Source organism: Kangiella marina, assembly GCF_039541235.1.
GTDB classification, from domain to species: domain Bacteria; phylum Pseudomonadota; class Gammaproteobacteria; order Enterobacterales; family Kangiellaceae; genus Kangiella; species Kangiella marina.
Window position 1 is genome coordinate 242,807 of record NZ_BAABFV010000001.1, and the last position, 24,001, is coordinate 266,807.

23 protein-coding genes and 1 tRNA gene are annotated in these 24,001 nt (G+C 44.3%); 18 read left to right on the forward strand and 6 right to left on the reverse strand.

The annotated features are described in order from the left end of the window. Positions 1–193: 193 nt before the first annotated feature. The 6 genes from mfd (at position 194) to ABD943_RS01045 (ending at position 8,860) form a co-directional block, all read left to right on the forward strand. On the forward strand, positions 194–3,646 hold the full coding sequence (gene mfd / locus ABD943_RS01020; RefSeq protein WP_345291341.1) for a transcription-repair coupling factor: 3,453 nt from the start codon (positions 194–196) through the stop codon (positions 3,644–3,646). A gap of 94 nt (positions 3,647–3,740) precedes the next feature. After that, on the forward strand, positions 3,741–4,490 hold the full coding sequence (locus ABD943_RS01025; RefSeq protein WP_345291342.1) for a CsiV family protein: 750 nt from the start codon (positions 3,741–3,743) through the stop codon (positions 4,488–4,490). 33 nt (positions 4,491–4,523) lie between these two features. After that, positions 4,524–5,663: a saccharopine dehydrogenase family protein gene (locus tag ABD943_RS01030; protein WP_345291343.1), complete on the forward strand. Its 1,140-nt coding sequence runs from the start codon at positions 4,524–4,526 to the stop codon at positions 5,661–5,663. 29 nt (positions 5,664–5,692) lie between these two features. After that, the gene (locus ABD943_RS01035; RefSeq protein WP_345291344.1) at positions 5,693–5,932 is read left to right on the forward strand and encodes an EF-hand domain-containing protein; all 240 of its coding nucleotides are present in this window, start codon (positions 5,693–5,695) and stop codon (positions 5,930–5,932) included. A 308-nt stretch (positions 5,933–6,240) separates the two neighbouring features. After that, positions 6,241–7,761 (forward strand): L-piperidine-6-carboxylate dehydrogenase, encoded by a 1,521-nt coding sequence (gene amaB / locus ABD943_RS01040; RefSeq protein WP_345291345.1) that lies wholly within the window; start codon positions 6,241–6,243, stop codon positions 7,759–7,761. A 64-nt stretch (positions 7,762–7,825) separates the two neighbouring features. After that, positions 7,826–8,860 (forward strand): Glu/Leu/Phe/Val family dehydrogenase, encoded by a 1,035-nt coding sequence (locus ABD943_RS01045; RefSeq protein ID WP_345291346.1) that lies wholly within the window; start codon positions 7,826–7,828, stop codon positions 8,858–8,860. 70 nt (positions 8,861–8,930) lie between these two features. On the opposite strand, the gene ABD943_RS01050 is transcribed toward ABD943_RS01045, so the two are convergent. Together ABD943_RS01050 and ABD943_RS01055 are read right to left on the reverse strand one after the other, a co-directional pair. Then, positions 8,931–9,491, reverse strand: a complete 561-nt coding sequence (locus ABD943_RS01050; protein WP_345291347.1) for a hypothetical protein — start codon at positions 9,489–9,491, stop codon at positions 8,931–8,933. 51 nt (positions 9,492–9,542) lie between these two features. Next, a complete protein-coding gene (locus ABD943_RS01055; protein WP_345291348.1) occupies positions 9,543–10,160 on the reverse strand; it encodes a hypothetical protein in 618 nt (205 codons plus the stop codon). Between the two features lie 611 nt (positions 10,161–10,771). Between ABD943_RS01055 and speD the strand changes: the two genes are divergently transcribed. The 5 genes from speD (at position 10,772) to aguB (ending at position 16,112) form a co-directional block, all read left to right on the forward strand. Further along, positions 10,772–11,245 carry an adenosylmethionine decarboxylase gene (gene speD, locus ABD943_RS01060; RefSeq protein WP_345292667.1) on the forward strand — a complete coding sequence of 158 codons (474 nt, stop codon included), beginning with the start codon at positions 10,772–10,774 and terminating at the stop codon, positions 11,243–11,245. Between the two features lie 27 nt (positions 11,246–11,272). After that, positions 11,273–12,121 carry a polyamine aminopropyltransferase gene (speE, locus tag ABD943_RS01065; protein WP_345291349.1) on the forward strand — a complete coding sequence of 283 codons (849 nt, stop codon included), beginning with the start codon at positions 11,273–11,275 and terminating at the stop codon, positions 12,119–12,121. A gap of 168 nt (positions 12,122–12,289) precedes the next feature. Further along, a complete protein-coding gene (gene speA, locus ABD943_RS01070) occupies positions 12,290–14,215 on the forward strand; it encodes a biosynthetic arginine decarboxylase (protein WP_345291350.1) in 1,926 nt (641 codons plus the stop codon). 14 nt (positions 14,216–14,229) lie between these two features. After that, the gene (locus ABD943_RS01075) at positions 14,230–15,231 is read left to right on the forward strand and encodes an agmatine deiminase family protein (RefSeq protein WP_345291351.1); all 1,002 of its coding nucleotides are present in this window, start codon (positions 14,230–14,232) and stop codon (positions 15,229–15,231) included. 20 nt (positions 15,232–15,251) lie between these two features. Then, positions 15,252–16,112 carry an N-carbamoylputrescine amidase gene (gene aguB, locus ABD943_RS01080; RefSeq protein ID WP_425559459.1) on the forward strand — a complete coding sequence of 287 codons (861 nt, stop codon included), beginning with the start codon at positions 15,252–15,254 and terminating at the stop codon, positions 16,110–16,112. 41 nt (positions 16,113–16,153) lie between these two features. Here aguB and ABD943_RS01085 read toward each other — a convergent pair whose 3' ends face one another. The 4 genes from ABD943_RS01085 to ABD943_RS01100 form a co-directional block, all read right to left on the reverse strand. Continuing rightward, positions 16,154–16,525 carry a VOC family protein gene (locus ABD943_RS01085; protein WP_345291353.1) on the reverse strand — a complete coding sequence of 124 codons (372 nt, stop codon included), beginning with the start codon at positions 16,523–16,525 and terminating at the stop codon, positions 16,154–16,156. After that, complete coding sequence (locus tag ABD943_RS01090) at positions 16,525–17,211, reverse strand: rhodanese-like domain-containing protein (RefSeq protein WP_345291354.1); 687 nt, start codon at positions 17,209–17,211, stop codon at positions 16,525–16,527. Before ABD943_RS01090 ends, ABD943_RS01085 begins: the two co-directional genes overlap by 1 nt. A gap of 62 nt (positions 17,212–17,273) precedes the next feature. Then, positions 17,274–17,349 (reverse strand) — tRNA-Arg (locus tag ABD943_RS01095). Positions 17,350–17,416: 67 nt separating this feature from the next. Then, positions 17,417–18,283 carry a LysR substrate-binding domain-containing protein gene (locus ABD943_RS01100; protein ID WP_345291355.1) on the reverse strand — a complete coding sequence of 289 codons (867 nt, stop codon included), beginning with the start codon at positions 18,281–18,283 and terminating at the stop codon, positions 17,417–17,419. Positions 18,284–18,381: 98 nt separating this feature from the next. Between ABD943_RS01100 and ABD943_RS01105 the strand changes: the two genes are divergently transcribed. From ABD943_RS01105 to infA, 7 genes are all read left to right on the forward strand, one after another. After that, on the forward strand, positions 18,382–19,506 hold the full coding sequence (locus tag ABD943_RS01105; RefSeq protein ID WP_345291356.1) for an S-(hydroxymethyl)glutathione dehydrogenase/class III alcohol dehydrogenase: 1,125 nt from the start codon (positions 18,382–18,384) through the stop codon (positions 19,504–19,506). 17 nt (positions 19,507–19,523) lie between these two features. Beyond that, positions 19,524–20,357 carry an S-formylglutathione hydrolase gene (gene fghA / locus ABD943_RS01110; protein WP_345291357.1) on the forward strand — a complete coding sequence of 278 codons (834 nt, stop codon included), beginning with the start codon at positions 19,524–19,526 and terminating at the stop codon, positions 20,355–20,357. Between the two features lie 107 nt (positions 20,358–20,464). Continuing rightward, positions 20,465–20,887 (forward strand): LexA family protein, encoded by a 423-nt coding sequence (locus ABD943_RS01115; protein ID WP_345291358.1) that lies wholly within the window; start codon positions 20,465–20,467, stop codon positions 20,885–20,887. Continuing rightward, positions 20,887–22,140, forward strand: coding sequence for a Y-family DNA polymerase (locus ABD943_RS01120; RefSeq protein ID WP_345291359.1), 1,254 nt, complete (start codon positions 20,887–20,889; stop codon positions 22,138–22,140). Before ABD943_RS01115 ends, ABD943_RS01120 begins: the two co-directional genes overlap by 1 nt. A gap of 95 nt (positions 22,141–22,235) precedes the next feature. Then, entirely contained in the window at positions 22,236–22,952 is a 717-nt protein-coding gene (gene aat, locus ABD943_RS01125; RefSeq protein WP_345291360.1) for a leucyl/phenylalanyl-tRNA--protein transferase, read from the forward strand. A 35-nt stretch (positions 22,953–22,987) separates the two neighbouring features. Beyond that, entirely contained in the window at positions 22,988–23,692 is a 705-nt protein-coding gene (locus ABD943_RS01130; protein ID WP_345291361.1) for an arginyltransferase, read from the forward strand. Between the two features lie 88 nt (positions 23,693–23,780). Beyond that, complete coding sequence (gene infA, locus ABD943_RS01135) at positions 23,781–23,999, forward strand: translation initiation factor IF-1 (protein WP_046561074.1); 219 nt, start codon at positions 23,781–23,783, stop codon at positions 23,997–23,999. Positions 24,000–24,001 lie beyond the last annotated feature (2 nt).

Consider the following 24,001-nt stretch of genomic DNA (forward strand, 5'->3'; position numbering starts at 1 on the left):
AACCTAAGTGATTGCTTTTTCGACTGATTATCATACCTTATCCAGAATCTTAATTTTGTGCAAATACAAAGATGCTCTATCAACACTAAGCTAAGACCGTTATAATTCGCCAGCTCCACTCTACAAAAGTATTAACGTTCACAGTCGATCGGATACTGAATAAATCAGCAGCGACGCCAAACGATAAATAATCATGTTATTGACATTACCTGAGTTAAAACAAAAATCGAACTTCATTAACCACTGGCAAGGCTTTGCTGGCTCAAGTCGCGCCTTGGCGATCGCTGAGCAGGCTAAAAATGCCAAGCAGCCAGTCATTGTCGTGTGTAATGACGCGCCTCAGGTATGGCATCTGCAACAAGAAATCGAATACTTCTTAGGCAAAAATCATTCTGATGAGTCCCCCGAACTGCCCGTGTTTGGTTTCCCAGACTGGGAGACCCTGCCCTACGATAATTTCAGCCCGCACCAAGATATCGTCTCACAGCGTTTATTAACGCTCTATCAGTTACCTCGGTTAAAGCAAGGCATTGTACTTATTAGTGTCAGTACGCTCTTACTGAAACTGCCTCCGCGCGAATATATCGAGCAAAACAGCTTGATCATGCATACCGGTCAAGAACTCGATATGCATGAAGTTAGGAGCCTCTTTGAGCAACATGGTTACCATGCCGTTAACCAAGTGTACTCTCATGGTGAGTTTGCCGTTCGAGGCTCGATTTTAGATGTCTTCCCGATGGGTTGTGATAAACCATTGCGTATTGATTTCTTCGACGATGAAATTGATACCATTCGGTACTTCGATCCTGAGAGCCAGCTGTCCGAAGAAACACTGAAAAGCTTTGAACTACTACCGGCTAAAGAATTCCCTTTGGATAAAGACGGTATCGAAACCTTCCGTCAAAATTTCCGCCAAACCTTTGACGTTGACTTACAAAAAGTCTGGCTGTATCAAGAAGTCAGCAACGGCAATGCTCCAGCAGGTATTGAGTACTACTTGCCGTTATTTTTTAACGAAGTTGATACCTTGTTTGATTATCTGCCCGATAACAGCCTTATTTGTTCGCTGGGCAAGCATGAAGACGCGACCAAAGATTATTGGGCCGAAATTACAGAACGCTATGAGCAGCGACGCCACGATGTAGAGCGTCCTATTGTAGATCCGAAGCAGCTGTACTTGGTTGAAGAAGAACTTAATTCACTGCTCAAAGAAACCATCAGAATACGTTTAGAGCCCTCGGCTCCCGATCAGCAACAGCTGACTCAACCAGTGCCGATGATGCCGATTGAGCACAAAGCAGCAGATCCAGCTCACCATTTGCGTAACTTTTTATCCCACTGGAAAGGTCAAACCTTAATTGCTACCGAGTCTCCTGGTCGCCGCGAAGCGTTAAAAGACTTGTTAGAACGTCACAATATTGCCACTAAGGTATCTGCTAGCTGGGCTGCTTCTGCCAGCAGTGACCAGTCAGGGCTGGTTGAAGTCGGCGTTGCACCACTCACCCAAGGCTTTGTGGTCGAAAACCTCGCCGTCGTTACCGAGATGGAGCTGTTCGGTGAACAAGCGATTCAGCGCCGTACCACTGAGCGAGATCATAAACCGTCGGTTCAGGCTGAAGATGTCATACGAAACCTGGCTGAACTGAAAGAAGGTGATCCCGTCGTTCATGTGGAACAAGGCATTGGCCGCTACCGTGGTTTGGAAAAACTGGCGAGCGGCGATCTTGAAGCTGAGTACTTAATGATTGAGTATTCAGGAGGTGACAAACTCTACATCCCGGTGCAGTCGTTACACCTAATCAGCCGCTATTCAGGCACCAACCCAGAGTTCGCGCCATGGCATAAACTCGGCACTGAAAGCTGGGACAAAGCCAAGACCAAAGCTGCTGAAAAAGCACGAGACGTTGCCGCAGAGCTATTGGATGTTTACGCTCGGCGTGAAGCTAAAGAAGGATATGCTTACCAGCTGGATGAAACAGAGTACAACCGCTTTAGTAGCGAGTTTCGTTTTGATGAAACCGCCGATCAGGTCACAGCGATTAACTCGGTGATACGAGATATGACAGCACCACAACCGATGGACAGATTGGTTTGTGGTGACGTTGGCTTTGGTAAAACAGAGGTCGCGTTGCGTTCAGCATTTATCGCCGCTCATGGCGGTAAACAGGTTGCGGTATTAGTACCGACAACCCTGCTTGCCCAGCAACACTTTGAGACCTTCAGCGACCGCTTTGCCGACTGGCCAATCAAGGTGGCAGCGCTATCGCGTTTCGCCACTGCAAAAGAAGTCAAAGAAACCTTAGAAGGTCTCGCTAAAGGCACCGTTGATATCGTTATTGGCACTCATAAAATTATCCAGCAAGACGTTAAGTTTAAACGCTTAGGCTTATTGATTATCGACGAAGAACATCGCTTTGGCGTACGCCAAAAAGAGCAGCTTAAAAAGTTTAGAACTGAAGTCGATATTTTGACACTAACGGCAACACCAATCCCAAGAACGCTCAATATGTCGATGTCGGGCATGCGAGATTTATCCATTATCGCCACCCCACCTGCTAAACGACTGTCGGTAAAAACCTTTGTTCGCGAACACAATAAACCGCTCATTCGGGAAGCCGTCCTGCGTGAGATTCTCCGCGGCGGTCAGGTTTACTTCTTACATAACAGCGTTGAAACAATCGAGCGAACGGTTAGAGAATTACAAGAGCTGCTCCCAGAAGCTCGGATTAACTATGCCCATGGTCAGATGCGGGAGCGTGAGCTTGAACAAGTTATGCGAGACTTTTACCACCAGCGCTTTAACGTGTTGATCTGCACCACGATTGTCGAGACCGGTATTGATAACCCCAACGCCAACACCATGATCATTGATCGAGCCGATAAGTTTGGGTTAGCGCAACTCCATCAATTACGAGGTCGCGTTGGTCGCTCACATCACCAGGCTTATGCCTACCTTTTAACGCCTGCTGAGCGCAAAATCACCAAAGACGCTGAGAAACGGCTTGATGCTATTGCGTCGTTAGAAGACTTAGGCGCGGGCTTCACTCTGGCAACCCATGACCTCGAAATTCGTGGCGCTGGCGAACTATTGGGTGAAGAGCAGTCCGGTCAAATGCAAGCCGTGGGCTTTACCCTTTTTATGGACATGCTAGAACAAGCCATTAAGGATATCAAAGAAGGTAGAGAACCAAGCTTGCAACAAAGCTTAAATCAAAAAACCGAAGTTGAGCTGGGTGTTTCAGCGATTATTCCTGATGACTATATTGGCGATGTGGCGACCCGCCTTTCTCTTTACAAGCGTATCGCAAGCTCTAAATCAAAAGATGATCTTGATGCATTACAAATTGAGTTTATTGATCGTTTTGGAATTCTGCCTGTCGAACTGAAGAATCTTTTCGCTATTAATGAATTAATATTAGAAGCTCAACCGCTTGGCATTAGTAAGATTGACCTAGTACATTCAGGAGTTCGAATTCGCTTCAACCAAGACAGCAGCATAGACCCAACGAAATTAATTAAAATGATTCAAATGAATCCAGCACTCTACCGCTTCGAACAAAATGTCATCTTGAAAATTTTAACGGAAGAGGAAGAGTTAAAGCCCTTATTGAAGTCGATTCGCCAAGTCTTCGAGACATTACAATAGCTCAAATTCGACTGGGCAATCGCTAAAATCATGTTAAACTCATGGTTCACTGTGGGGTTAACTATCAAAAATATAAATACAGATGAATGATAAAATGTTCAAATATTTCATAAGCTTGGCGCTATTACTGACTTCAACAGCAGTAAGTGCACAAACCATTTTTGACGTTGAGCTAGTCTTCTTCAAGCGAATTAACGATTTACACTTAGTTGGTCAGCCAGAGCCAATCCCCCTGTCAGAAGAATTTGATAGTGAATCCAGCCCCTTTTATCTTTCAGAAAACAGTCCTATGCTACCCGAAGGCTACACACTTTTAAGCCGTCAGCAGCAACAACTGGAAGGTGTTTACCGCCGCCTAAGGTCGAGCAGTGATATGCGACCACTGCTGCACATAGGCTGGCGTCAAGAGTTACAAGACAAAGCCGATACACCATGGCTGAGCTTTAATTTAACCGATAGCCCTCAGGTCAAAGGACTAGAAGGCTTTGAAGGAATTATACGCTTAAGTCGTAACCAAGGACTTGTGCTTGAGAGTCAAGTGGTAGGCTATAAAGAGCCCACTCAAGTTGAAGTATTCGATACTGTTGACGAAGAGACTGAGGAAGTGTCTAACTTAGACCTTCCATTTGAAAAACAGCAAGATGACGTTGAAAGCAATGCTGAAGACCAAGAATTCCACGAAAACCTGCAAATTCCTGACGAACTAAGCGGTTTCTTTGAGATGTCAGAGACTTTAAAAGTTAAGTTAGGCAAACTGTATTACATCGATCACCCAACTATGGGATTGCTGGTAAAGGTAACGCCTTACCAAGCCAGTTTAGAAGAGCAAGACGCCCTGAATTAATTCCGTACAAAATCTAGGTAAGAAGGATACTTTATGAGTAACATCATTGTGTTAGGTGCTGGTATGGTGGGAAATGTTATCGCAAGGGACATTTCTGAAAAACATGATGTCACTATTGGCGATATAGACCCGCAAACACTAAAGCTAATCAAAAAGCGACTACCAGCTATCAATACAGAAGAAATTGATGCACTGGATGCTGAAGCGCTAAAAAATGTACTACAGCCCTTTGATATTGTTATTTGTGCCGTGCCAGGCAACTTAGGCTTTAGAGTCCTTAAAAATATTATCGAAGCAGGCAAAGATGTCGTGGACATCTCATTCTCAGAAGAGAACAGCTTAGAGCTCGACTATCTTGCTAAAAAACATAACGTCACTGCAATTATTGATTGTGGCGTTGCTCCTGGAATGGATAACCTTCTGCTAGGGTTCCTTAACACCAAAATGGAAGTCACCGACTTTGAGTGTTATGTCGGAGGACTGCCGAAGACTCGTAGCAAGCCTTTCGAATATAAAGCTCCTTTCTCCCCTTTAGACGTTATCGCGGAGTATGTTCGCCCCGTGCACTACTTTGAGAATGGTCGGGAGCTGGTCAAAGAACCACTGACCGATCGTGAGTTGGTTGAATTTGACAAAATTGGGACTTTAGAAGCTTTCAATACCGACGGCTTACGAAGCCTGATATACACCATGAGCCATATCCCTAACATGAAGGAAAAAACGCTCAGATATCCCGGCCATGTGGAAGCGATTAGAACACTAAAACACAGCGGCTTTTTCGATAAGGAACCTGTGACTGTGAATGGTATGGAAATTAGTCCGTTAGAATTCACATCGAAAGTTTTGATCAACGAGTGGAAGCTTAAGCGTAAAGAAGAAGAGTTTACCATCATGCGCGTACACATTCGCGGCATCGAGAATGGTAAGCGCAAAGAGTACATTTATGACCTGTATGATGAGTACGACAGCATTAAGCAAGAAACCTCAATGGCTAGAACCACTGGGTTTACAGCGAATGCCGTTGCTACCCTGATACTCAAAGAAAAATTCGACAAAACCGGCGTTTATGCACCTGAGCATATCGGTGGCCACACAGATTGTTGCAAAACGGTGATTGACTACATGGAAGAACGTAAAGTACGGTATCGACTTGAAGTAAATAGCTTGGATTAAGCTAACCGTATAGCAAAATAAGGAGTTATATGAAGCCATTAAGTGAAGAGCGCGTTGAAGAAATTAAAGAGCACTTTAAGTTTTTTGATCGCGATAATAACGGTCAGATCGATGTCGAAGAATTTGGAGAACTACTGCAAGTCTTATCGCCAGATGCAGGCGAGGAGCAAATTCACAAAGGTTTTTCTCTGGTCGATACCGATAGCAGTGGTTATATCGACTTTGATGAGTTTTTAGAATGGTGGAAAACCTGCTGGTGGGAGTTTTAATCCGCCCACTCCTTGGATAGAGCCCCTGCTGTTTATAATGATGGAGGCTCTTCCCCATCCCTCTAGCATGTATTCTAAAACTGCACACCGAACAACCAAAGATTAATTATTCTAATTAAAAACCCAAATACCATAGACTTTACTTGAATAACTTGTCCGACCAGGGGCGAGTTTGATTAATCTTTAATCAAGTGACCTAAAATCTACTGGCGAAATAGCAATTCTGGTGGTAAGGTTGCTGCGCAAAATTGAGATACGGAATTGTATATTTCTAACACTTTCACGTATTTAACGAATTAGGGGTTTGTATGGATTTTTTAAACGAGTTAGGTATTAAAGCCGTCAACCAATCAGCAAGTTGGGGTGAAGGCTACACCGACTCTCAAGATGCAGGCATTATTGAGTCAATCAATCCTGCAACTGGCGAACTCATTGCAAAAGTCCATACCTCATCAGAATCAGACTATGAAATGGTCATGCAAAATGCGGAACAGGCTTTCGCAGAGTGGCGCATGGTCCCTGCTCCTGTTCGTGGCGAATTAGTACGCCAAATGGCTGACGCTTTGCGTGAGCATAAAGATGCGCTGGGTAGCTTAGTTAGCGCTGAAATGGGCAAGATCAAAGCTGAAGGCGACGGTGAAGTTCAAGAAATGATTGATATGGCTGACTTTGCCGTGGGCCAATCGCGCATGCTTTATGGCAAAACCATGCATTCTGAACGCCCCGAGCATCGGATGTATGAGCAGTGGCACCCGCTTGGTGTGACTGGCGTTATTTCAGCTTTTAACTTCCCTGTCGCTGTTTGGTCTTGGAATGCATTTGTGGCAGCAGTTTGTGGCAATACGGTAGTGTGGAAGCCATCCCCTAAAACACCTCTTACAGGTGTTGCGGTTCAGAATATTTGCAACACTGTCCTTGAGAAAAATGGCTATAAAGGTATTTTCTGCCTATTCATCGACAATGAAGATAACAAGCTGTCTCAAAAGTTTATTGAAGACAAGCGCGTCAAGAAGATGTCATTCACTGGCTCCAGTGAAGTCGGCCGAATGGTTGGCATGAAAGTTGCAGAGCGCATGGGAAAATCCCTCCTTGAGTTATCAGGTAATAACGCCCTGATTCTTGATGAAACAGCGGATCTAGATCTAGCCGTTCCTGCCGTGGTTTTTGGTGCCGTAGGTACCGCAGGCCAGCGTTGTACATCGACGCGCCGTTTAATCGTGCATAAAAGCGTTGCCGATGAAGTGATTCCAACCATCTCCAATGCTTACAAGCAAGTGAAAATAGGTAACCCATTAGATGAAGACACCTTGATGGGCCCACTTATTGACGAACAAGCGGTACAAAATTTTGAAAACACAGTCGCTAAAGCCAAAGAAGCTGGCGGCGAAGTGTTAGCGGGTGGTAAACGCGTTGAAGGCAATGGGCACTTTGTCGAGCCGACCTTCATTCGCGCTGAAAATCACTGGGATATTGTGCAAACAGAAACCTTTGCCCCGATTCTTTATGTGATGACTTATGAAACCATCGATGAAGCTCTTGCGATGCAGAACCACTCTAAAGCGGGCTTGTCATCTGCAATCTTCACACGAGATATTAAAAACGCTGAGCGTTTCCTTTCAGCGATAGGCTCCGACTGTGGTATTGCCAACGTCAACATCGGCACTTCTGGTGCTGAGATTGGTGGTGCTTTCGGAGGCGAGAAAGATACTGGTGGCGGCCGTGAAGCGGGTTCTGATGCTTGGAAAGCTTACATGCGTCGTCAAACCAACACGATTTTCTGGGGTGATACTCCAGTATTGGCTCAAGGCATTAAATTCGACTTGAGCTAACGGTTTACTTTTGATGCCACATGTTTGATGTGGCTTTTGTTTTTCCTTTTGATAGGAGTTTTTTATGGCGGTTTTTAACCTTCGCGCCTATGACGATCACGAACAAATCGTATTTTGCCGTGACGTAGAGTCAGGGCTTAAAGCAATTATTTGTGTCCATAACACAAACCTTGGCCCTGCGGTCGGTGGTTGTCGTATGTGGGATTATAATTCTGATGAAGGCGCTTTGATTGATGCGCTTCGCCTTTCTCGAGGCATGACTTATAAAAATGCTATGGCTGGCCTTAACATGGGCGGTGGTAAATCAGTTATTATCGGCAACTCTAAGACCATGAAGTCGGAAGAATTATTCCGTGCTTTTGGGCGTTTCGTTGATAAGCTGAGCGGTAAATACATTACTGCTGAAGACGTTGGTATCAACCCTCAAGATATGGCTGTCGTGAACAAAGAAACGAATCACGTACTAGGCCTAGAAGGCAAGTCGGGAGACCCTTCTCCTGTTACGGCTTACGGCGTATTCACAGGACTAAAAGCCGCGGTTAAACACCGTTTGGATCGTAATGATCTTGATGGTTTAAAAGTGTCAGTTCAAGGTCTTGGCCACGTTGGTTATTATTTATGCCGTCACCTGCATGAGCAAGGCGCTCAGCTGATCGTGACTGACATCAATAAAGAAAGCGTTGATCGCGTTGTTGATGAGTTTGGTGCAAAAGCTGTCGATACCGATGAAATTTACCACCAAGAAGTGGATGTCTATGCACCGTGTGCTTTAGGCGCAACGATTAATGACAACACGATTCCTAAGATTCAGGCGTCAGTTATTGCTGGTGCAGCAAACAACCAATTGGCTGAAGATCGTCATGGCGATATCCTCATGCAAAAAGGCATTTTGTACGCACCAGATTACGTTATTAACGCTGGTGGCATCATCAATGTATCGTTTGAAGAAAACTACGATCAGGCAGCAGCCTTAAAGAAAGTTGATGAGATCTATGGCACCTTAACTGAAGTGTTTGATGCATCAAAATCATCTGGTCGTCCGACTAACGTGATTGCTGATGAGTTAGCACGTCAACGTGTTGCAGCTGCTAAAAAATAGTCTTTAGCACGAATAAAAAAAGCGAGCTCTAAGCTCGCTTTTTTTTATTCCCAATATTCTCTTTCCCTGATTAATCAATCGCGTACTGGAAGTACATACGATAAGCCGTTGACCAGATTGGATACTCCACCTGCATTAAGAAGCACGTATAATCGTCACGACTGCATTTCGACATGGCGAATAATTCATCGACCAAATCATTTGCCATTGGGTAGCCCAGTTTTTGACTAAAGTCTTCATTAGGTCCTGAAAGACCAAGATCAGCTTCATCATGGAAACGATCAAACCACAAAGAGTCAGGACTTGTAATAATATTGATTAACTGTGAGCCACTTGAATAAATACCCGCGTTTGCAACGCTGCGCATGGCATATTTTTTATCAAGAAAACACAACAAATAAAGGTTTTTGGTTGGGTAGCGAGTATGGCTTCCAATACAGCTTGCCTTTTTGCCACCATGGAATGGGCCCAGTTGCTCTTTCGGATAATTCTTGATCACACCAATATTGAGCTCAGAATGATTGTCGGTTTCAGTTGGAACCACCATCCAGTTTTCACCATGAGTGAAATCTCCAATACGATCAATAATCGATGGACTGGTTAATTCACGAATAACCGAGACATGCCCCAAGTCATCGCCTTTATGATCGTTCTGAGAAATGACTTCCGGCTTTTCAAAATCCTAGGTGTTTTCACCTGGCACCACAGGGACCATCACTGGACGAGAATTTTCTGAAGCACGGCAGCCCTCGTAATAACTTAACGTAAACTGCTGAAGAAACTTTGAGTCCTGATCGTTTTCTTTAATGATACATGCGAAGAAAGAACTGTCCATTGACTCGCCAGTTACAGCTTTTGCTGCTTCATATAAAGCAGCACGAGCGTCTCTTTTGGAGCCGGTTTTTTCAGTCGTCGAAGAACTTGACTCTTGAATCAATTTTTTTAATGCCGAATGACTTCGTGAGTACTCATAAATTAAGTTTTCGAAACGCTGAACCACAGCTCTAGCATCGTCAATTAATTTTGGATTAATGCTTTTTTCTTGAGCTAGATCGATGAAGCCTTTAAGACCAGAAGGTCCTGGCAGAGAGTGGATAACTTCCAAACCATCAACAGCCTTATTAATGGTCTCAACCATTCTTTGGCAAGTTGATTTGTTAGCAGCTAGCCATTTAGACATTCCCGTGATCGTCTTGGCATGATTCGGGAAATCATCAACGAGGTTTGCTAAACCATTTTTAATGCGTTCTCCCTCACGCCCTATAAGGGATAATTCCTTACGAGATAAAGTCTTACTCACATTTCTCTCCAAACAAACTAAAAGCAAATATGCATTTACGCAGTCATTATTGCACAATCCATGATTTACCTCACATTTTTTTTTATCTGATATGTAAAAGTTTGTATCAACTGATAATAGAAAATGCGGATTTATCCCAATCTTACTCTTAAGTTGCTGTAAAGCCTTAATACTAAAGAATTTTAGAGCCAATCAGGTAACAAGTAACGCTGATAAACATGTAAAAAATACTGACACTACATAGTCATTGGTAAATATATCTCAAAGTGGAATTTCTTGCTAGTGCAATTAAAGTATTTTTATTACCTTTTTACATACGTCACATTAATAACAATGAACCTATTAGTTTCTATGCTCATAATTTATACAGATTTAATGCGAAAAGTATTGCATTTTTAGCCAAAAAGCGTATAAAGCACAGTCTAAATTGTGCTGGTTAATACAGTGTTTGACACAACCCTTTTATTCAAACACCAAAATGTCGATAACCCGTTGAACTATAACGAAAATTAGCCTGCTCAGTAGGTCTGGGAAGTTTCTATCGTTACGCCCCCAGAAAAATACATATACAAAGCTTGTTTATGGCTTCCCCATTAGAGGAGATTAAAGAAGTGTATAAAGACTTCGACTATAACCAAGAGATTGATCCTACTGGCGCAACAGAAACTCATTGGCCTTCGTTTAAGAATGTTAATGAGAACGATGAGCGAAACGATCATTTCATACAACGTGATGGCAAGCAGTTTGCTGGTACGCACCTGATCATCGATTTATGGGGCGCTTCAAAACTTGATGATTTACAAGTTATGGAGCAGGCTTTCCGTGAAGCTGTAATCGAGTGTGGCGCTACCCTGCTTCATATCCATATGCATCACTTTACCCCGAACGGCGGTATTTCAGGCGTTGCTGTGCTTGCAGAATCTCACATCAGTGTTCACACATGGCCTGAGCGCGATTACGCAGCCTTTGATGTCTTTATGTGTGGCGATGCAGAGCCTCACAAAGCGACTGAAATTCTACGCAAAGCATTTTTACCCTCTGAAGTGTCGGTAAAAGAGATTTTGCGTGGCGAAGTCCATAATTAATCCACAAATTCAGTACGACGAAACGCTATGAGCAAACGCTTTATTGAAACGCTATACAAAACCTATGGCCAGAGTTTTATTGTCGACGAAATACTGTTTGAGAGTAAAACCGATCACCAGCATCTGATCATTTTCAATAATGAGCAGTTCGGACGTGTTATGGCTTTAGACGGCGTGATTCAGACGACAGAAAAAGATGAGTTCATTTATCATGAAATGTTAACTCATGTTCCTCTATTTGCTCATGGTAACGCGAAGCGTGTGTTGATCATTGGCGGCGGTGATGGCGGTATTTTGCGTGAAGTACTGCGCCACCCTGAAGTTCAGCATGTCACGATGGTTGAAATTGATCAGGCCGTCGTCGATATGTGTAAGCAATACTTCCCGAAACACTCCGACGGTGCTTTTGACGATTCACGAGTAAACCTGGTGATCGATGATGGCGTTGACTTTATCGTCAACAACTCAGAGAAGTTTGATGTCATTATTTCTGACTCAACCGATCCCGAAGGGCCTGGTGAAGTCCTGTTCAGCTCGCGTTTCTATCAAGGTTGTAAAAACAGTTTAACCGAAGGTGGCGTTTTAGCGACTCAAAACGGCGTCAGCTTTATGCAAATTGACGAGGTTAAAACCACCTTTAATCGTTTCGAGGGCCTGTTTAACGATCGCTGGTTTTATGCAGCACCAGTACCAACTTATATCGGTGGGATTATGACGTTGGCATGGGGTACTGATAATACAGCACTTCGTCAGCAGTCAATTGAAGCGATCCGAGAGCGATTTACACAGAGTAACATCAAGACCCGGTACTACACGCCGGAGCTTCATGTTGCCAGCTTTGCATTACCCCAATATGTTGTAGATGTCTTAAAATAAAAGCATCACAGTGAGTGGCGAAACAAGGCGGGCATCAAGCACCGCCTTTTTTGTACCTGTAGAAAACGTACTAATTAACAACACATTAGGTTTACCCTATTTTATCAATACATTAGCCTTTATACTGTGGAAAACACAGGGCTACATTGAACGGAGAAACAACAGCGCATGACTGTTAAAACAAACGATTGGTCAATTGAACAAGCACGTTCTTTTTATAACCTTCCTCACTGGAGCGATGGTTACTTCGATCTTAACGAAGGTGGTGATTTAACGGTATCTCCTGATAAGAGTCGCCCAGAACTCACTTTTCCTTTGTCGTCTGTGTGCAAAGAGTTGCAAAGCCGCGGTTTTCAAATGCCCGCCCTGCTTCGTTTTGGCGATATCGTGCATAATCGCGTCAACAGCCTATGCCAGGCATTTAACCAAGCCATTGGTGAGCTGGAGTACCAAGGAAAGTATACCGTTTGCTACCCGATTAAGGTGAACCAACAGCGTCGCGTGGTTGAAGAAATCGTGCAAAGCCAGTCAGCCATCAGCAAAGCAGAAAAGCAGATAGGCCTAGAAGCCGGTAGTAAGCCGGAACTGATGGCGGTTTTAGCGATGTCAGAAAACACTAACTCAACCATCGTTTGTAACGGTTATAAAGACCGTGAATATTTACGCGCCGCTTTAATAGGCTCAGAGCTTGGTCATAAAGTTTATATTGTGATCGAAAAGCTTTCTGAGTTGAGCTTACTATTGGACGAAGCGGAAATCATGGGTATCAAGCCCACGATTGGCGTGCGCGCTCGATTAGCCTCAAAAGGTGAGTCTAAATGGCAAACCTCAGGCGGCGATCACTCCAAGTTTGGCTTGTCAGCGAGTCAGATCTTACGCCTCGTCGAAACATTGCAAGAACGCGACCAACTCGATATCTTCCAGTTGCTGCACTTCCACTTAGGCTCACAAATTACCTCGATTCATGACATCCGTAATGCCCTAAAAGAGTGCGCGCGTTTTTATGCGGAACTGCATCAAATGGGCGTGCCTATTACTACTGTCGATGTCGGCGGTGGTTTGGGGGTTGATTATGAAGGCACCCGCAGTCAAAGCCATTGCTCAATGAACTATACTCTTGAAGAGTACGCTTATAACGTGGTGAATGGCTTTTATGAAGTTGCGGCTGAGCAAGACTTGCCTCACCCAAATATTATCACCGAGTCAGGCCGTGCTTTGACAGCCCATCACGCTGTCTTAATTGCTAACGTGATTGATTCAGAGTCACCGATCAAACATCAGGTCGATGAGCCCAACGATGAAGCACCGACAGTATTGCAGCATTTATGGACGACCTACCAAGACTCATTAGAGGGTGATAATGATCGCTTGATTCAAGCACACCACGATGCAGGCTATTACTTAAACGAAGCTCAAGGCATGTTCAGCCATCAAGTTTTAAGCTTGGCAGACCGTGCCGTTGCTGAACGTTTGCATCGTTTGATCTTGCTAAACATTAAGCAGCGTTTAGAGCCAGAGAGTCACGAGCAAGAGAATATTCTAGCCGGTTTGAATGAACAGCTTGCAAGCAAGTTCTTCGTTAACTTTTCTATCTTTCAATCGTTACCTGACGCCTGGGCGATTGACCAGATATTCCCAGTAATGCCATTAAAAGGCTTGCACGAGGAGCCCACTGAAAGTGCGATTATTCAAGACATTACTTGTGACAGTGATGGCTTGTTGGAGCAGTATGTCAATAATCATGGCATTACTTCTACTATCCAGCTGCCAGAGTACCAACATGGTGAAGAGTACTTACTGGGGTTCTTCCTCGTTGGCGCTTATCAAGAAATCTTGGGCGACATGCATAACTTATTTGGTGATACGCACACCATCGACTTACGCGTAACTGACAATGGTGAGCTTGATATTTACGGAACGGACTATGGTTCTGGTGTTGACGAGTTACTTGATTATGTCGACTTCGATGCCAAATCATTGCTTGAGTCTTATCGTCGTCAATTAAAAGCGAGCAACCTTGAACTCACTCAACAACGCCAATATCTCGCTGAGTTACGCGAAGGTATTTATGGCTACAGTTATTTAGAAGACTAATTTTTAGGATACGTATGCAAAAGTTAACACCGCGACGCTGGCCTGCTGAATGGGAAAAGCACAAAGCCACTTGGATGGCCTGGCCCTGTCGCAAAGAGATTTGGACTAATGGTTTAGAGAAAGCCCAGCGGGCTTTTGCTGAAGTGGCTAATACGATTTCTGAGTATGAGCCAGTGAACATGATAGTGCGTGCAGAAGATGCTCCTTCTGCACAAAATCTTCTTAACTCCGACATTGAGATCCATTTTTTTGAACTCGACGACAGCTGGGCGCGGGATATTTCGCCGCTCTGGATTGAAGAACATGGAAAAGAAGTGTCCAGCCCTTTAGCATTGAAGTTTTTGTTTAATGCTTGGGGCAATAAGTTTGAGACCTATGCTCACGACGCCAAAGTCGCCGAGCACATTACTCAGATTACAAAAAGTAAAGTTGAGACCTATGACTTTGTGCTAGAAGGTGGTGCGATTCATGGTAATGGACAAGGCACGCTCTTAACGACTGAGGAATGCTTACTAAACGCAAACCGCAACCCTGACCTGAGTAAAGATGACATTCAAACCTTACTGCTGAATGCTTTTGGGGCTAAAGACATCGTTTGGCTTAAAAAAGGCATTTTTGGTGATGTTGATACGGACGGTCATATCGACAATATTGCTTGCTTTGTTGATAACAAAACCATCATCAGTCAGAACACCAATAATCGCCAAAGTGAAAACTTTACGATTTACCAAGACAACAAAGCCATCATTAAAGAGGCTGGTCTCGAGCTTATTGAAACTCCTGAACCAGAGCCGAGATATATTGATGGAGAACGAGTGCCTTTGTCTTATATCAACTACTACATTGCGAATGATTTAGTGGTACTGCCCTCTTTCGGTTGCAAGCAGGATCAAGTGGCTTTATCAACCTTAAAAGATTTGTACCCTAAACGTGATATTAAACAGATTGATGCCAATGAAATATTGGTTGGCGGTGGTGGTATTCACTGCATCACCATGCAACAACCGCTTATTTAAAGCTTATTACGTGAGATAACATCATGAGAAACGTTACCTTTGCAGCAACACAATTCGCCGTCACAGACAACTTTGAACAAAACTTAAGCCTTGGTGAGACTTTAGTTCGTGAGGCAGCATCACAAGGAGCGCAAGCTATTCTCTTGCAAGAGCTGTTTGCTGGCTTTTATTGGTGCAAAGATCAGGACCCAAAGTATTTTGATTGGGCCGAGCCTTGCGACACCAGCAAAGTGTTAAAGCATTTTTCTGCGCTGGCTAAAGAGCTGGGCGTGGTATTACCTATTAGTTACTTTGAGAAATCAGGCAACGCACACTTTAACTCTCTGGCGATGATTGATGCTGACGGTACTGTATTGGACAACTATCGCAAGGCGCACATCCCTGATGGCCCAGGCTATCAGGAAAAGTTCTATTTCAGCCCGGGTGATACAGGCTTTAAAGTTTGGGAGACCAAATTCGGACGTTTAGGTGCAGCCATTTGTTGGGATCAATGGTTCCCAGAAACCGCCAGAGTCCTCGCACTCAAGGGCGCAGAAGCTATTTTCTACCCAACCGCTATAGGTAGCGAACCGCAAGATCCAAACTGGGATTCACGCCGTCATTGGCAACGAGTAATGCAAGGCCACAGTGGCGCCAATATGGTTCCCGTTATTGCCTCGAATCGTATTGGAGCCGAGCAAGGTGAAACGTGCGGTATTAACTTTTATGGTTCATCATTTATCACTGATAACTTTGGCGATAAAGTTCAAGAAATGGACAAAACTACGCAGGGCGTTATCACGCAACAATTTGATTTAGACTTGCTGGCTAAACAAAGAGCAAGTTGGGGTTTATTTAGAGATCGACGTCCCGACCATTATCAAAGAATCACGTCTCTATAGCATGTCGTTATAAAAAAGCCTCTTCGAAAAGAGGCTTTTTTTTATTTCACTTGCCACAGTTCTATTTTGTTACCTTCAGGGTCCATAAACCAAGCAAAGATTCCCATGTCATCCTCGCAAGGCTCTCCTACCAATTGTCCACCAGCTGTCTCCACTTGCTTTAGACACTGATGAATATCATCCACGATAAAATTTAGCATGAAGTCTTTTGTCGAAGGCTCAAAGTAATCGGTATCCGCTTTGAAGGGCCCCCATACAGTACAGGCTTTCTGAGGGGCATCACTCTGTAGAAAATGTGAGCCGCCATAACTCGGATCAATGTTAAAACCTAAAGTCTCCTGATACCACTTACCCAAGGCATCCCTGTCTTTTGACTTAAAAAATACGCCACCAACGCCAACCACTTTGCCCATTACTGATTCGCCTCGCCGATTAAGCTTTCTACCGTGTCTTGATCGACTCCATTAATCACATTGGTGTAACCTAATTGATTGAGTGTTGCTTTCGCTTTACCCGCGCGGTTTCCACTGCGGCAGTACACCACCACAAGATCATCTTTGGCAAAAGACAACTCAGAGGCACGGTCAGAGATGTCGTCATAAGGAATATGGGTCGCCTGTGGGTAATGCCCCGCATCAAACTCTTGCTGAGTACGAACATCCATGACCACAGCATTATCAAGCTCAGCGCCCTCCATCACAATAAAGTGGGCTTTGTAGTTCGCAGGATTAATTTTAATATTGGTCGCAGGGTAAGGTTTTAAATAGCCCAACTGCACAGTCATCCCATTAACCGATAAACGCTCGCCAGCATCTTTCCCACCAATTGACATCACTTTCTGTATAGGTGTTTTATCAAGCGTATAATTGATAACCACTTCGGCTCTTCCCTGCTGTATACATTGCGCGCCCTTCGGACAACGGGAGTCTTGCTTAACTCTTTCAAACTGAAAGCCCATATCGTTAACCAATACTTTTTCACCCGCCGCCAGCGTGAAATCTCTTGGTAGCTCTGAGCTATTTTTAGTTAATGCCTCACTACGGCATCCCAAAGCAATCAAAGTGATCGACATAATGATTAACAAACGCGTAAATGTCATGACGTTACTCCTCTATCAATAATAAAAACATTGTTGTCGTTGAGGAAAGAAAAAGCAAGGAATGGCGTCCCCACCAGGACTCGAACCTGGAGCTTAGGCTTAGGAGGCCCATGATTTATCCGGTTAATCGATGGGGACACAAAAAAAGAAATTTCACAATAAAATCAAAGATATTATAGTGTTTAAAATATAAAGATAAACGATGTCATTCAATATTGGCAACAAAGTGATCAATCAAGACCCGTAACTTGGGTGACATGAATCGATTTTGCGGATAAACCGCCCAAATTCCCTCTTCCGGAATTCTAAACGGTTCGAGTAGCGGAACCAGCTGACCACTGTCTAAATAGGTTCGAGTGTAATAATCTGGCAGCTGCACAATGCCAATACCTTGTAATGCAGCTTGGGCTAAACCGAAGCCACTGTTGTAACGCAAACTACCGGACACTTTAATACTTTTCTCTTTATCGCCCACATTAAATCGCCAATAATCCAACGTTCCCAAAAGACAATTGTGGTTAGCCAGTTCAGATAGCGTATGAGGAGCTCCAAACTTATTAATGTAGTCACTCGAGGCACAGACATAATTCGACCGACGGCTGAGCTTTCGTGCCATCATAGTCGAGTCTTTTAAGTCGCCAATGCGGATAGCTAAATCATACCCTTCTTCAATAATATCAACCCGCTTATTCGTCAGGTATGCCTCGACTTCGACATCAGGGTAATCATGCACAAACTGATTGATTAGCGGCAAAATAACTTGCTCACCATAGGTGACGGTTGCCGTCAGTTTAATCTTACCTTGCGGCTTACTTTGTAGATTTAAGACTTCATTTTCGGCATGCTGCAAGCCATCCAAAACCGCTCGGCAGTGTTGATAGAAAACACTCCCTTCCTGCGTTATGGTCACGGTCCGGGTTGTACGATAGAGTAACTTAACCCCTAGACGTGACTCGAGTTGACTGATTTGCCGACTTACCTGAGCCGTTGATAGCTCGAGCTTGTCGGCTGCTGCTGTAAAGCTTCCCTCCTCGGCAACAGCTACAAACTCAGATACGCCTTGCCACCTCATATTGTTACCATTGTGTAATAGTGATTTAATAAAATTGATATTATCATTATTTTGTAAACAAATATAATAAAGCCATTACTCATCATGAAGGAACTCTCATGTCACAAGATTATATAAAGTCAAAAGCTGCGATCGCCTGGGAAGCTGGCAAGCCCCTCTCCATTGAAGAAGTGGACGTTATGCCACCTCAAAAAGGCGAAGTTTTAGTCAGAATCGTCGCCACAGGCGTTTGTCACACAGACGCTTTCACCTTGTCGGGAGACGACCCAGAGGGTGTTTTTCCGGCCATTTTAGGACATGAAGGCGGCGGTATCGTTGAGCAAGTCGGCGAAGGCGTTACAGGGCTAGAGCTCGGTGACCACGTGATTCCACTGTACACGCCTGAATGTGGCGAATGTAAGTTCTGCTTATCGGGCAAAACCAACCTGTGTCAGAAAATTCGTGAGACCCAAGGTAAAGGTTTGATGCCAGATGGTACTACCCGCTTCTATAAAGATGGCAAACCTATTTACCACTACATGGGGACGTCGACCTTTTCCGAGTACACCGTACTTCCAGAAATATCACTCGCAAAAGTCAACAAAGAGGCTCCGCTAGAAGAGGTCTGTTTATTAGGTTGTGGCGTGACAACAGGCATGGGTGCCGTGATGAACACAGCCAAAGTCGAAGAAGGAGCAACTGTTGCGATCTTTGGTTTAGGCGGTATTGGTCTATCCGCTGTGATTGGCGCGACCATGGCTAAAGCAAGCCGAATTATCGCTATTGATATCAATGAGAGTAAGTTTGACCTCGCTAAAAAACTTGGCGCAACGGATTGCATTAACCCGAAAGACTATGACAAGCCTATTCAGGAAGTGATTGTAGAGCTTACTGAAGGCGGCGTGGATTATTCTTTCGAGTGTATTGGTAATGTTGACGTCATGCGATCAGCCCTTGAGTGCTGCCATAAAGGTTGGGGGGAGTCGATCATCATTGGTGTTGCTGGCGCTGGCCAAGAAATCTCAACGCGCCCATTCCAGCTGGTTACGGGCCGCGTGTGGAAAGGTACCGCTTTTGGTGGCGTTAAAGGTCGCTCAGAGCTTCCAGACTACGTCGAGCGCTACATGAATGGTGAGTTTAAACTCAATGATTTTATTACTCATACCATGAAACTTGAAGAGATTAATGAAGCATTCGAATTGATGCATGAAGGCAAAAGTATTCGCAGTGTCATTCATTACTAAAGGACTGAGGAGCAGTGATGACTATCGAAAACACAAGTTCAAACAAGGCTTTTGGCGGCTGGCATAAACAATACCGTCACCCCTCAAGTACATTAAGCTGCGACATGCAGTTTGCCATTTACTTGCCACCGCAGGCTAGTGAGTCTACCCCAGTGCCAGTATTGTACTGGCTCTCAGGGCTAACCTGCACGGATGAAAACTTCATGCAAAAAGGTGGTGCACAGCGGATGGCCGCAGAGCTAGGTATCGCGATTGTTGCCCCTGACACCAGTCCTCGTGGCGATAACATTGCAGATGACGATGCATACGACCTAGGCCAAGGCGCTGGTTTTTACGTCAATGCCACGCAAAGCCCATGGGCAAAGCACTATCAGATGTACGACTACATTAATGAGGAGCTGCCTGAGCTGATCAAAAGCACCTTCCCAGTCAATGATAAATGGTCAATCGCGGGTCACTCCATGGGCGGACACGGCGCGATTATGATGGCGCTGCGTACCCCTGAAAAATACGCCTCAGCATCTGCCTTCAGCCCAATCGTCAACCCCATCAACTGCCCTTGGGGCGAGAAAGCTTTTTCCGCTTATTTAGGTGATGACAAAGCTGATTGGCGTGAATACGACTCCACAGAGCTACTCCGCAAAAGCTCAACGCAGATTCCCATGCTCATCGACCAAGGGCTCGCCGACAACTTTCTAGCAGAGCAACTCAAGCCACAAAGCCTAGTAGCTGCCGCCACAGACAAGGAATACCCTCTAACCTATCGAGAGCACGAAGGTTATGATCATAGCTACTACTTCATCAGTAGTTTCATAGAGGATCACTTAAGATTTCATGCAAAGCACCTCTAGTTTTAAGCATCATTAAGCACCTCATTTTGAGGTGCTTCCCAACTGCAATTATGTCCCACATGTGCTAACCTAAATCATTCATCAAGACACCCTCTCTAATACGCATAATGAGCAAAGTATCCATCCTTAAACCACAAGGCAGCTATTCTGAAATTCCACTGTATTCAGGGCGTGTATCAGCGGGCTTTCCAGGTGTTGTTGATGAGCATATGGAAGATACGCTGAGCTTAGATCAGTTACTTATTAAACACCCCGCAACCACCTTTTTCGCACGTGTAGAAGGCGACTCAATGACTGGAGCCGGAATTTTTCAGAATGATATTTTAGTGGTAGATCGCTCAGTAACAGCCAAAGATAGTGATATCGTGGTCGCTTTGTTGGATAACGAATTCACGGTGAAGCGCTTAAAATCCCAAGGTACGTTAAAGCTTCAAGCCGAGAACTCAAGTTATCCGGATATTGAAATCACTGGCGAACATGAACTGGTCATTTGGGGAGTGGTCACAGGGTTAGCGAGGAGCCTCCGTTAATGTCCAGTAACGACGTCACTTATGCGCTATGCGACGTTAATAGCTTTTACGTTGCTTGTGAGCGTCTTTTTCGTCCCGATCTAAAAGACAAGCCTGTTATTGTGCTAAGCAATAACGATGGCTGTGCGATAGCAATGTGTGACTTTTCAAAATCGTTAGGGATAAAAATTGGCACACCCTACTTCCAGATAAAGTCGTTACTAAAACGTCATAACATCGAATGGTTTTCCTCGAATTACGGGCTTTACGGGGATATTTCACAGCGTTTTAACTGGGTATTGCAGCAGTTCACAGACAAGGTTGCCCCTTACTCCGTGGATGAGTCTTTCTTAATGTTTCAGGGCTTTAGTGGCGATCTAACAGAGCACTGTCAAAACCTAAAGCAAACCGTGAACCAGTGGCTTTCTCTGCCTATTTGTGTTGGCTTAGGTCCAACAAAGACACTGGCTAAAGTCGCTAACTACTATGCTAAAAAACATAAACAATCGACCAATGGTGTGGTTGATCTACGCAGCCAGAAAAACCGTCAATGGGCTTTAGAGCACCTTGCCGTTGAAAACATCTGGGGGGTTGGTCGCCGTTTATCGCAAAAACTTAAGCTACAACGCATCGACACCGCTTGGGATTTGCATAACTGTGATTACAAAACCTTGCAGCGCATGTTTTCGGTTAATATGGAGCGTACGATTCTCGAATTACGAGGACAACCCTGCTTTGAGTTTCATCAACACCCACAAGCAAAGCAGTCAATCTTAAACTCACGCTCCTTCGGTAATCCGATCACCAACAAAGCGGATCTCAAAGAAGCACTGGCCTACCATGCAACTCGATGTTGTGAAAAGCTGCGCAAACAATCATCACTTGCGAACAGTATCCAGCTTTTCCTGCGCACGCGTCATAGTGATCACCCTCAAGCGACCTTATCGCTTACTGAGCCTAGCGATGATACCAGTCTATTCTTACAAGCCATTGAACAAGGACTCAATCGCATTTACCGACCAGATCAAGTTTACAAAAAAGCTGGTGTTATGCTGCTTGGCATTGAACCCAGCAAAGGCTACCAAGCAGATATTTTCAATCAAACTCGTCAGCGTCCTGAACTGATGGAAAGCTTAGACACGATTAATGCTAAGTTTGGTAAAGATGCCATAAAATTTGGCAGCCTCGGTTTTGACAAACGCTGGGCAATGCGTGCTAATGCCCGCTCCCCTCATTACACTAGCCGTTGGAATGATATTATTCGTTTGAAATAAAGCGCCATCAAGGAAACGCTATGAGCTCAATCAAAGCGTTATACTTAAACCATTATTTATGTAGAATAATGAAAAATGACAAGCACGTTAATTAAATGAGTCACGATATATTTCTACTCGACAAGTCGAATAAATTTCCCCATGCGAGCCTGTCACAAGAAAGCCCTAATGGTTTACTGGCGGTTGGCGGCGACTTATCGGCCACAAGACTTATTGAAGCTTATAAAAATGGGATTTTTCCTTGGTACTGCGAAGGGGAACCCATTCTATGGTGGTCTCCAGATCCTCGCTGCGTCTTTCCCATTGATAGTATCCACGTATCTCGCTCAATGAAGCGCGAACTGAATAAATCCTCTTATAAAATTACCATCAATCATGCGTTCAGCGAGGTCGTTGATGGTTGCTCTGCTCCAAGAGTTAAAGAAGCAGAAACTTGGATTCTTCCAGAAATGAAGGCTGCGTATGAGCAACTGCATGAAATGGGGTTGGCGCACTCTGTTGAAGTCTGGAGCGGAAAAGATTTAGCCGGTGGTTTATATGGCGTTAGTATGGGACGTTTTTTCTTTGGTGAGTCGATGTTTAGCGAAGGAAAAAACGCATCAAAATTTGCACTGATTTATCTCTCACACTACCTCGCTGAGAATGAGTTTTTATTGCTTGATAGTCAAGTGGGTAACCCGCATCTATACAGCATGGGAGCGGTAGACATTGCTCGAAGTGAATTTATAAAACTGCTCGAAGAGCATATTGCTTGGCCTCAGCCTAAAGACTTATGGCAGCCAAAAACGCTGACTTCGTGGCGCCAATTCTAGTGGCAAACCGATAGCAGGCGTAGTAACCTAACTGTATGAGTCAAAAAGAAAAAGTCACTCAGCACATTAGGCTCTTTAGTGGGCCTGAGCATGCTTGTGGCTACTTAGACGATAAAATCGCAGTGTCGGTTTTCGCCGATCCAAGCCTTTTATTAAATAATGATCTTTACTCTGAGCTAAGCCGACAAGGGTTTAGACGTAGCGGCGAGCACGTCTATCGCCCTAACTGCCCAGGCTGTTCAGCTTGTTGGGCTTACCGCGTACTAGCATCACAATTCAAACCCAGCAAAAGTCAAAGACGTGTCTTAAAAAAGAACCATCAATTTGAAGTTACCTTGGAACCTGCCGACTGCTTCGAAGAAGATTACCAGCTCTATCAACACTACATCAGCACACGACATCGAGATGGTGATATGTATCCCCCATCGAAACGCCAATATTCCGATTTTTTGTTTTCTGAATGGTGTGATACCGCACTATTAAGAGTAAGGGATAATGGAAAGCTTATTGCGGTGATTTGTCTTGATGTATTGGATGACGGGCTTTCTGCGGTATACTCTTTTTTTAATACTTCCCCGTCTTATAAAAGTCTAGGCGTTTTTGTCATTCTGAAGACCATTGAATACTGTAATAAATTACAGCTTCCCTACTGTTATTTAGGGTACTATGTTCAAGGGTGTAGTAAGATGGACTATAAAATCAAATACAAACCAGCAGAAGTGTTTCGCGACAAGTGTTAAAATTCTTTGCGATTGTCTGCTAAATCAGGCATTATACGCCCATTTTTTAGACATCTTGTAAATTAATTGCACAGGAGAGAGAGGCCGAATGGCGAAAGAAGACGTAATTGAACTAGAGGGTAAGGTTCTAGAAACTCTACCAAACACCATGTTCCGAGTGGAGCTTGAGAATGGTCATATTGTAACAGCACATATTTCAGGAAAAATGCGTAAAAACTACATCCGTATTTTGACTGGCGATAAAGTGACCGTTGAAATCAGCCCATACGATCTATCTAAAGGTAGAATTACCTTCCGTGCACGTTAATT

Bases quoted from the DNA above. Each gene is read 5' to 3' on its own strand.
- ABD943_RS01025 (WP_345291342.1), top strand. From the start codon at position 3,741: ATGTTCAAATATTTCATAAGCTTGGCGCTATTACTGACTTCAACAGCA.
- ABD943_RS01075 (WP_345291351.1), top strand. From the start codon at position 14,230: ATGCAAAAGTTAACACCGCGACGCTGGCCTGCTGAATGGGAAAAGCAC.
- ABD943_RS01090 (WP_345291354.1), bottom strand. From the start codon at position 17,211: ATGACATTTACGCGTTTGTTAATCATTATGTCGATCACTTTGATTGCT.
- aat (WP_345291360.1), top strand. From the start codon at position 22,236: ATGAGTCACGATATATTTCTACTCGACAAGTCGAATAAATTTCCCCAT.
- speA (WP_345291350.1), top strand. From the start codon at position 12,290: ATGACTGTTAAAACAAACGATTGGTCAATTGAACAAGCACGTTCTTTT.
- ABD943_RS01115 (WP_345291358.1), top strand. From the start codon at position 20,465: ATGAGCAAAGTATCCATCCTTAAACCACAAGGCAGCTATTCTGAAATT.
- ABD943_RS01085 (WP_345291353.1), bottom strand. From the start codon at position 16,525: ATGGGCAAAGTGGTTGGCGTTGGTGGCGTATTTTTTAAGTCAAAAGAC.
- fghA (WP_345291357.1), top strand. From the start codon at position 19,524: ATGACTATCGAAAACACAAGTTCAAACAAGGCTTTTGGCGGCTGGCAT.
- ABD943_RS01030 (WP_345291343.1), top strand. From the start codon at position 4,524: ATGAGTAACATCATTGTGTTAGGTGCTGGTATGGTGGGAAATGTTATC.
- speE (WP_345291349.1), top strand. From the start codon at position 11,273: ATGAGCAAACGCTTTATTGAAACGCTATACAAAACCTATGGCCAGAGT.
- amaB (WP_345291345.1), top strand. From the start codon at position 6,241: ATGGATTTTTTAAACGAGTTAGGTATTAAAGCCGTCAACCAATCAGCA.
- mfd (WP_345291341.1), top strand. From the start codon at position 194: ATGTTATTGACATTACCTGAGTTAAAACAAAAATCGAACTTCATTAAC.
- ABD943_RS01100 (WP_345291355.1), bottom strand. From the start codon at position 18,283: ATGAGGTGGCAAGGCGTATCTGAGTTTGTAGCTGTTGCCGAGGAGGGA.
- infA (WP_046561074.1), top strand. From the start codon at position 23,781: ATGGCGAAAGAAGACGTAATTGAACTAGAGGGTAAGGTTCTAGAAACT.
- ABD943_RS01035 (WP_345291344.1), top strand. From the start codon at position 5,693: ATGAAGCCATTAAGTGAAGAGCGCGTTGAAGAAATTAAAGAGCACTTT.
- ABD943_RS01045 (WP_345291346.1), top strand. From the start codon at position 7,826: ATGGCGGTTTTTAACCTTCGCGCCTATGACGATCACGAACAAATCGTA.
- ABD943_RS01120 (WP_345291359.1), top strand. From the start codon at position 20,887: ATGTCCAGTAACGACGTCACTTATGCGCTATGCGACGTTAATAGCTTT.
- ABD943_RS01130 (WP_345291361.1), top strand. From the start codon at position 22,988: ATGAGTCAAAAAGAAAAAGTCACTCAGCACATTAGGCTCTTTAGTGGG.
- ABD943_RS01105 (WP_345291356.1), top strand. From the start codon at position 18,382: ATGTCACAAGATTATATAAAGTCAAAAGCTGCGATCGCCTGGGAAGCT.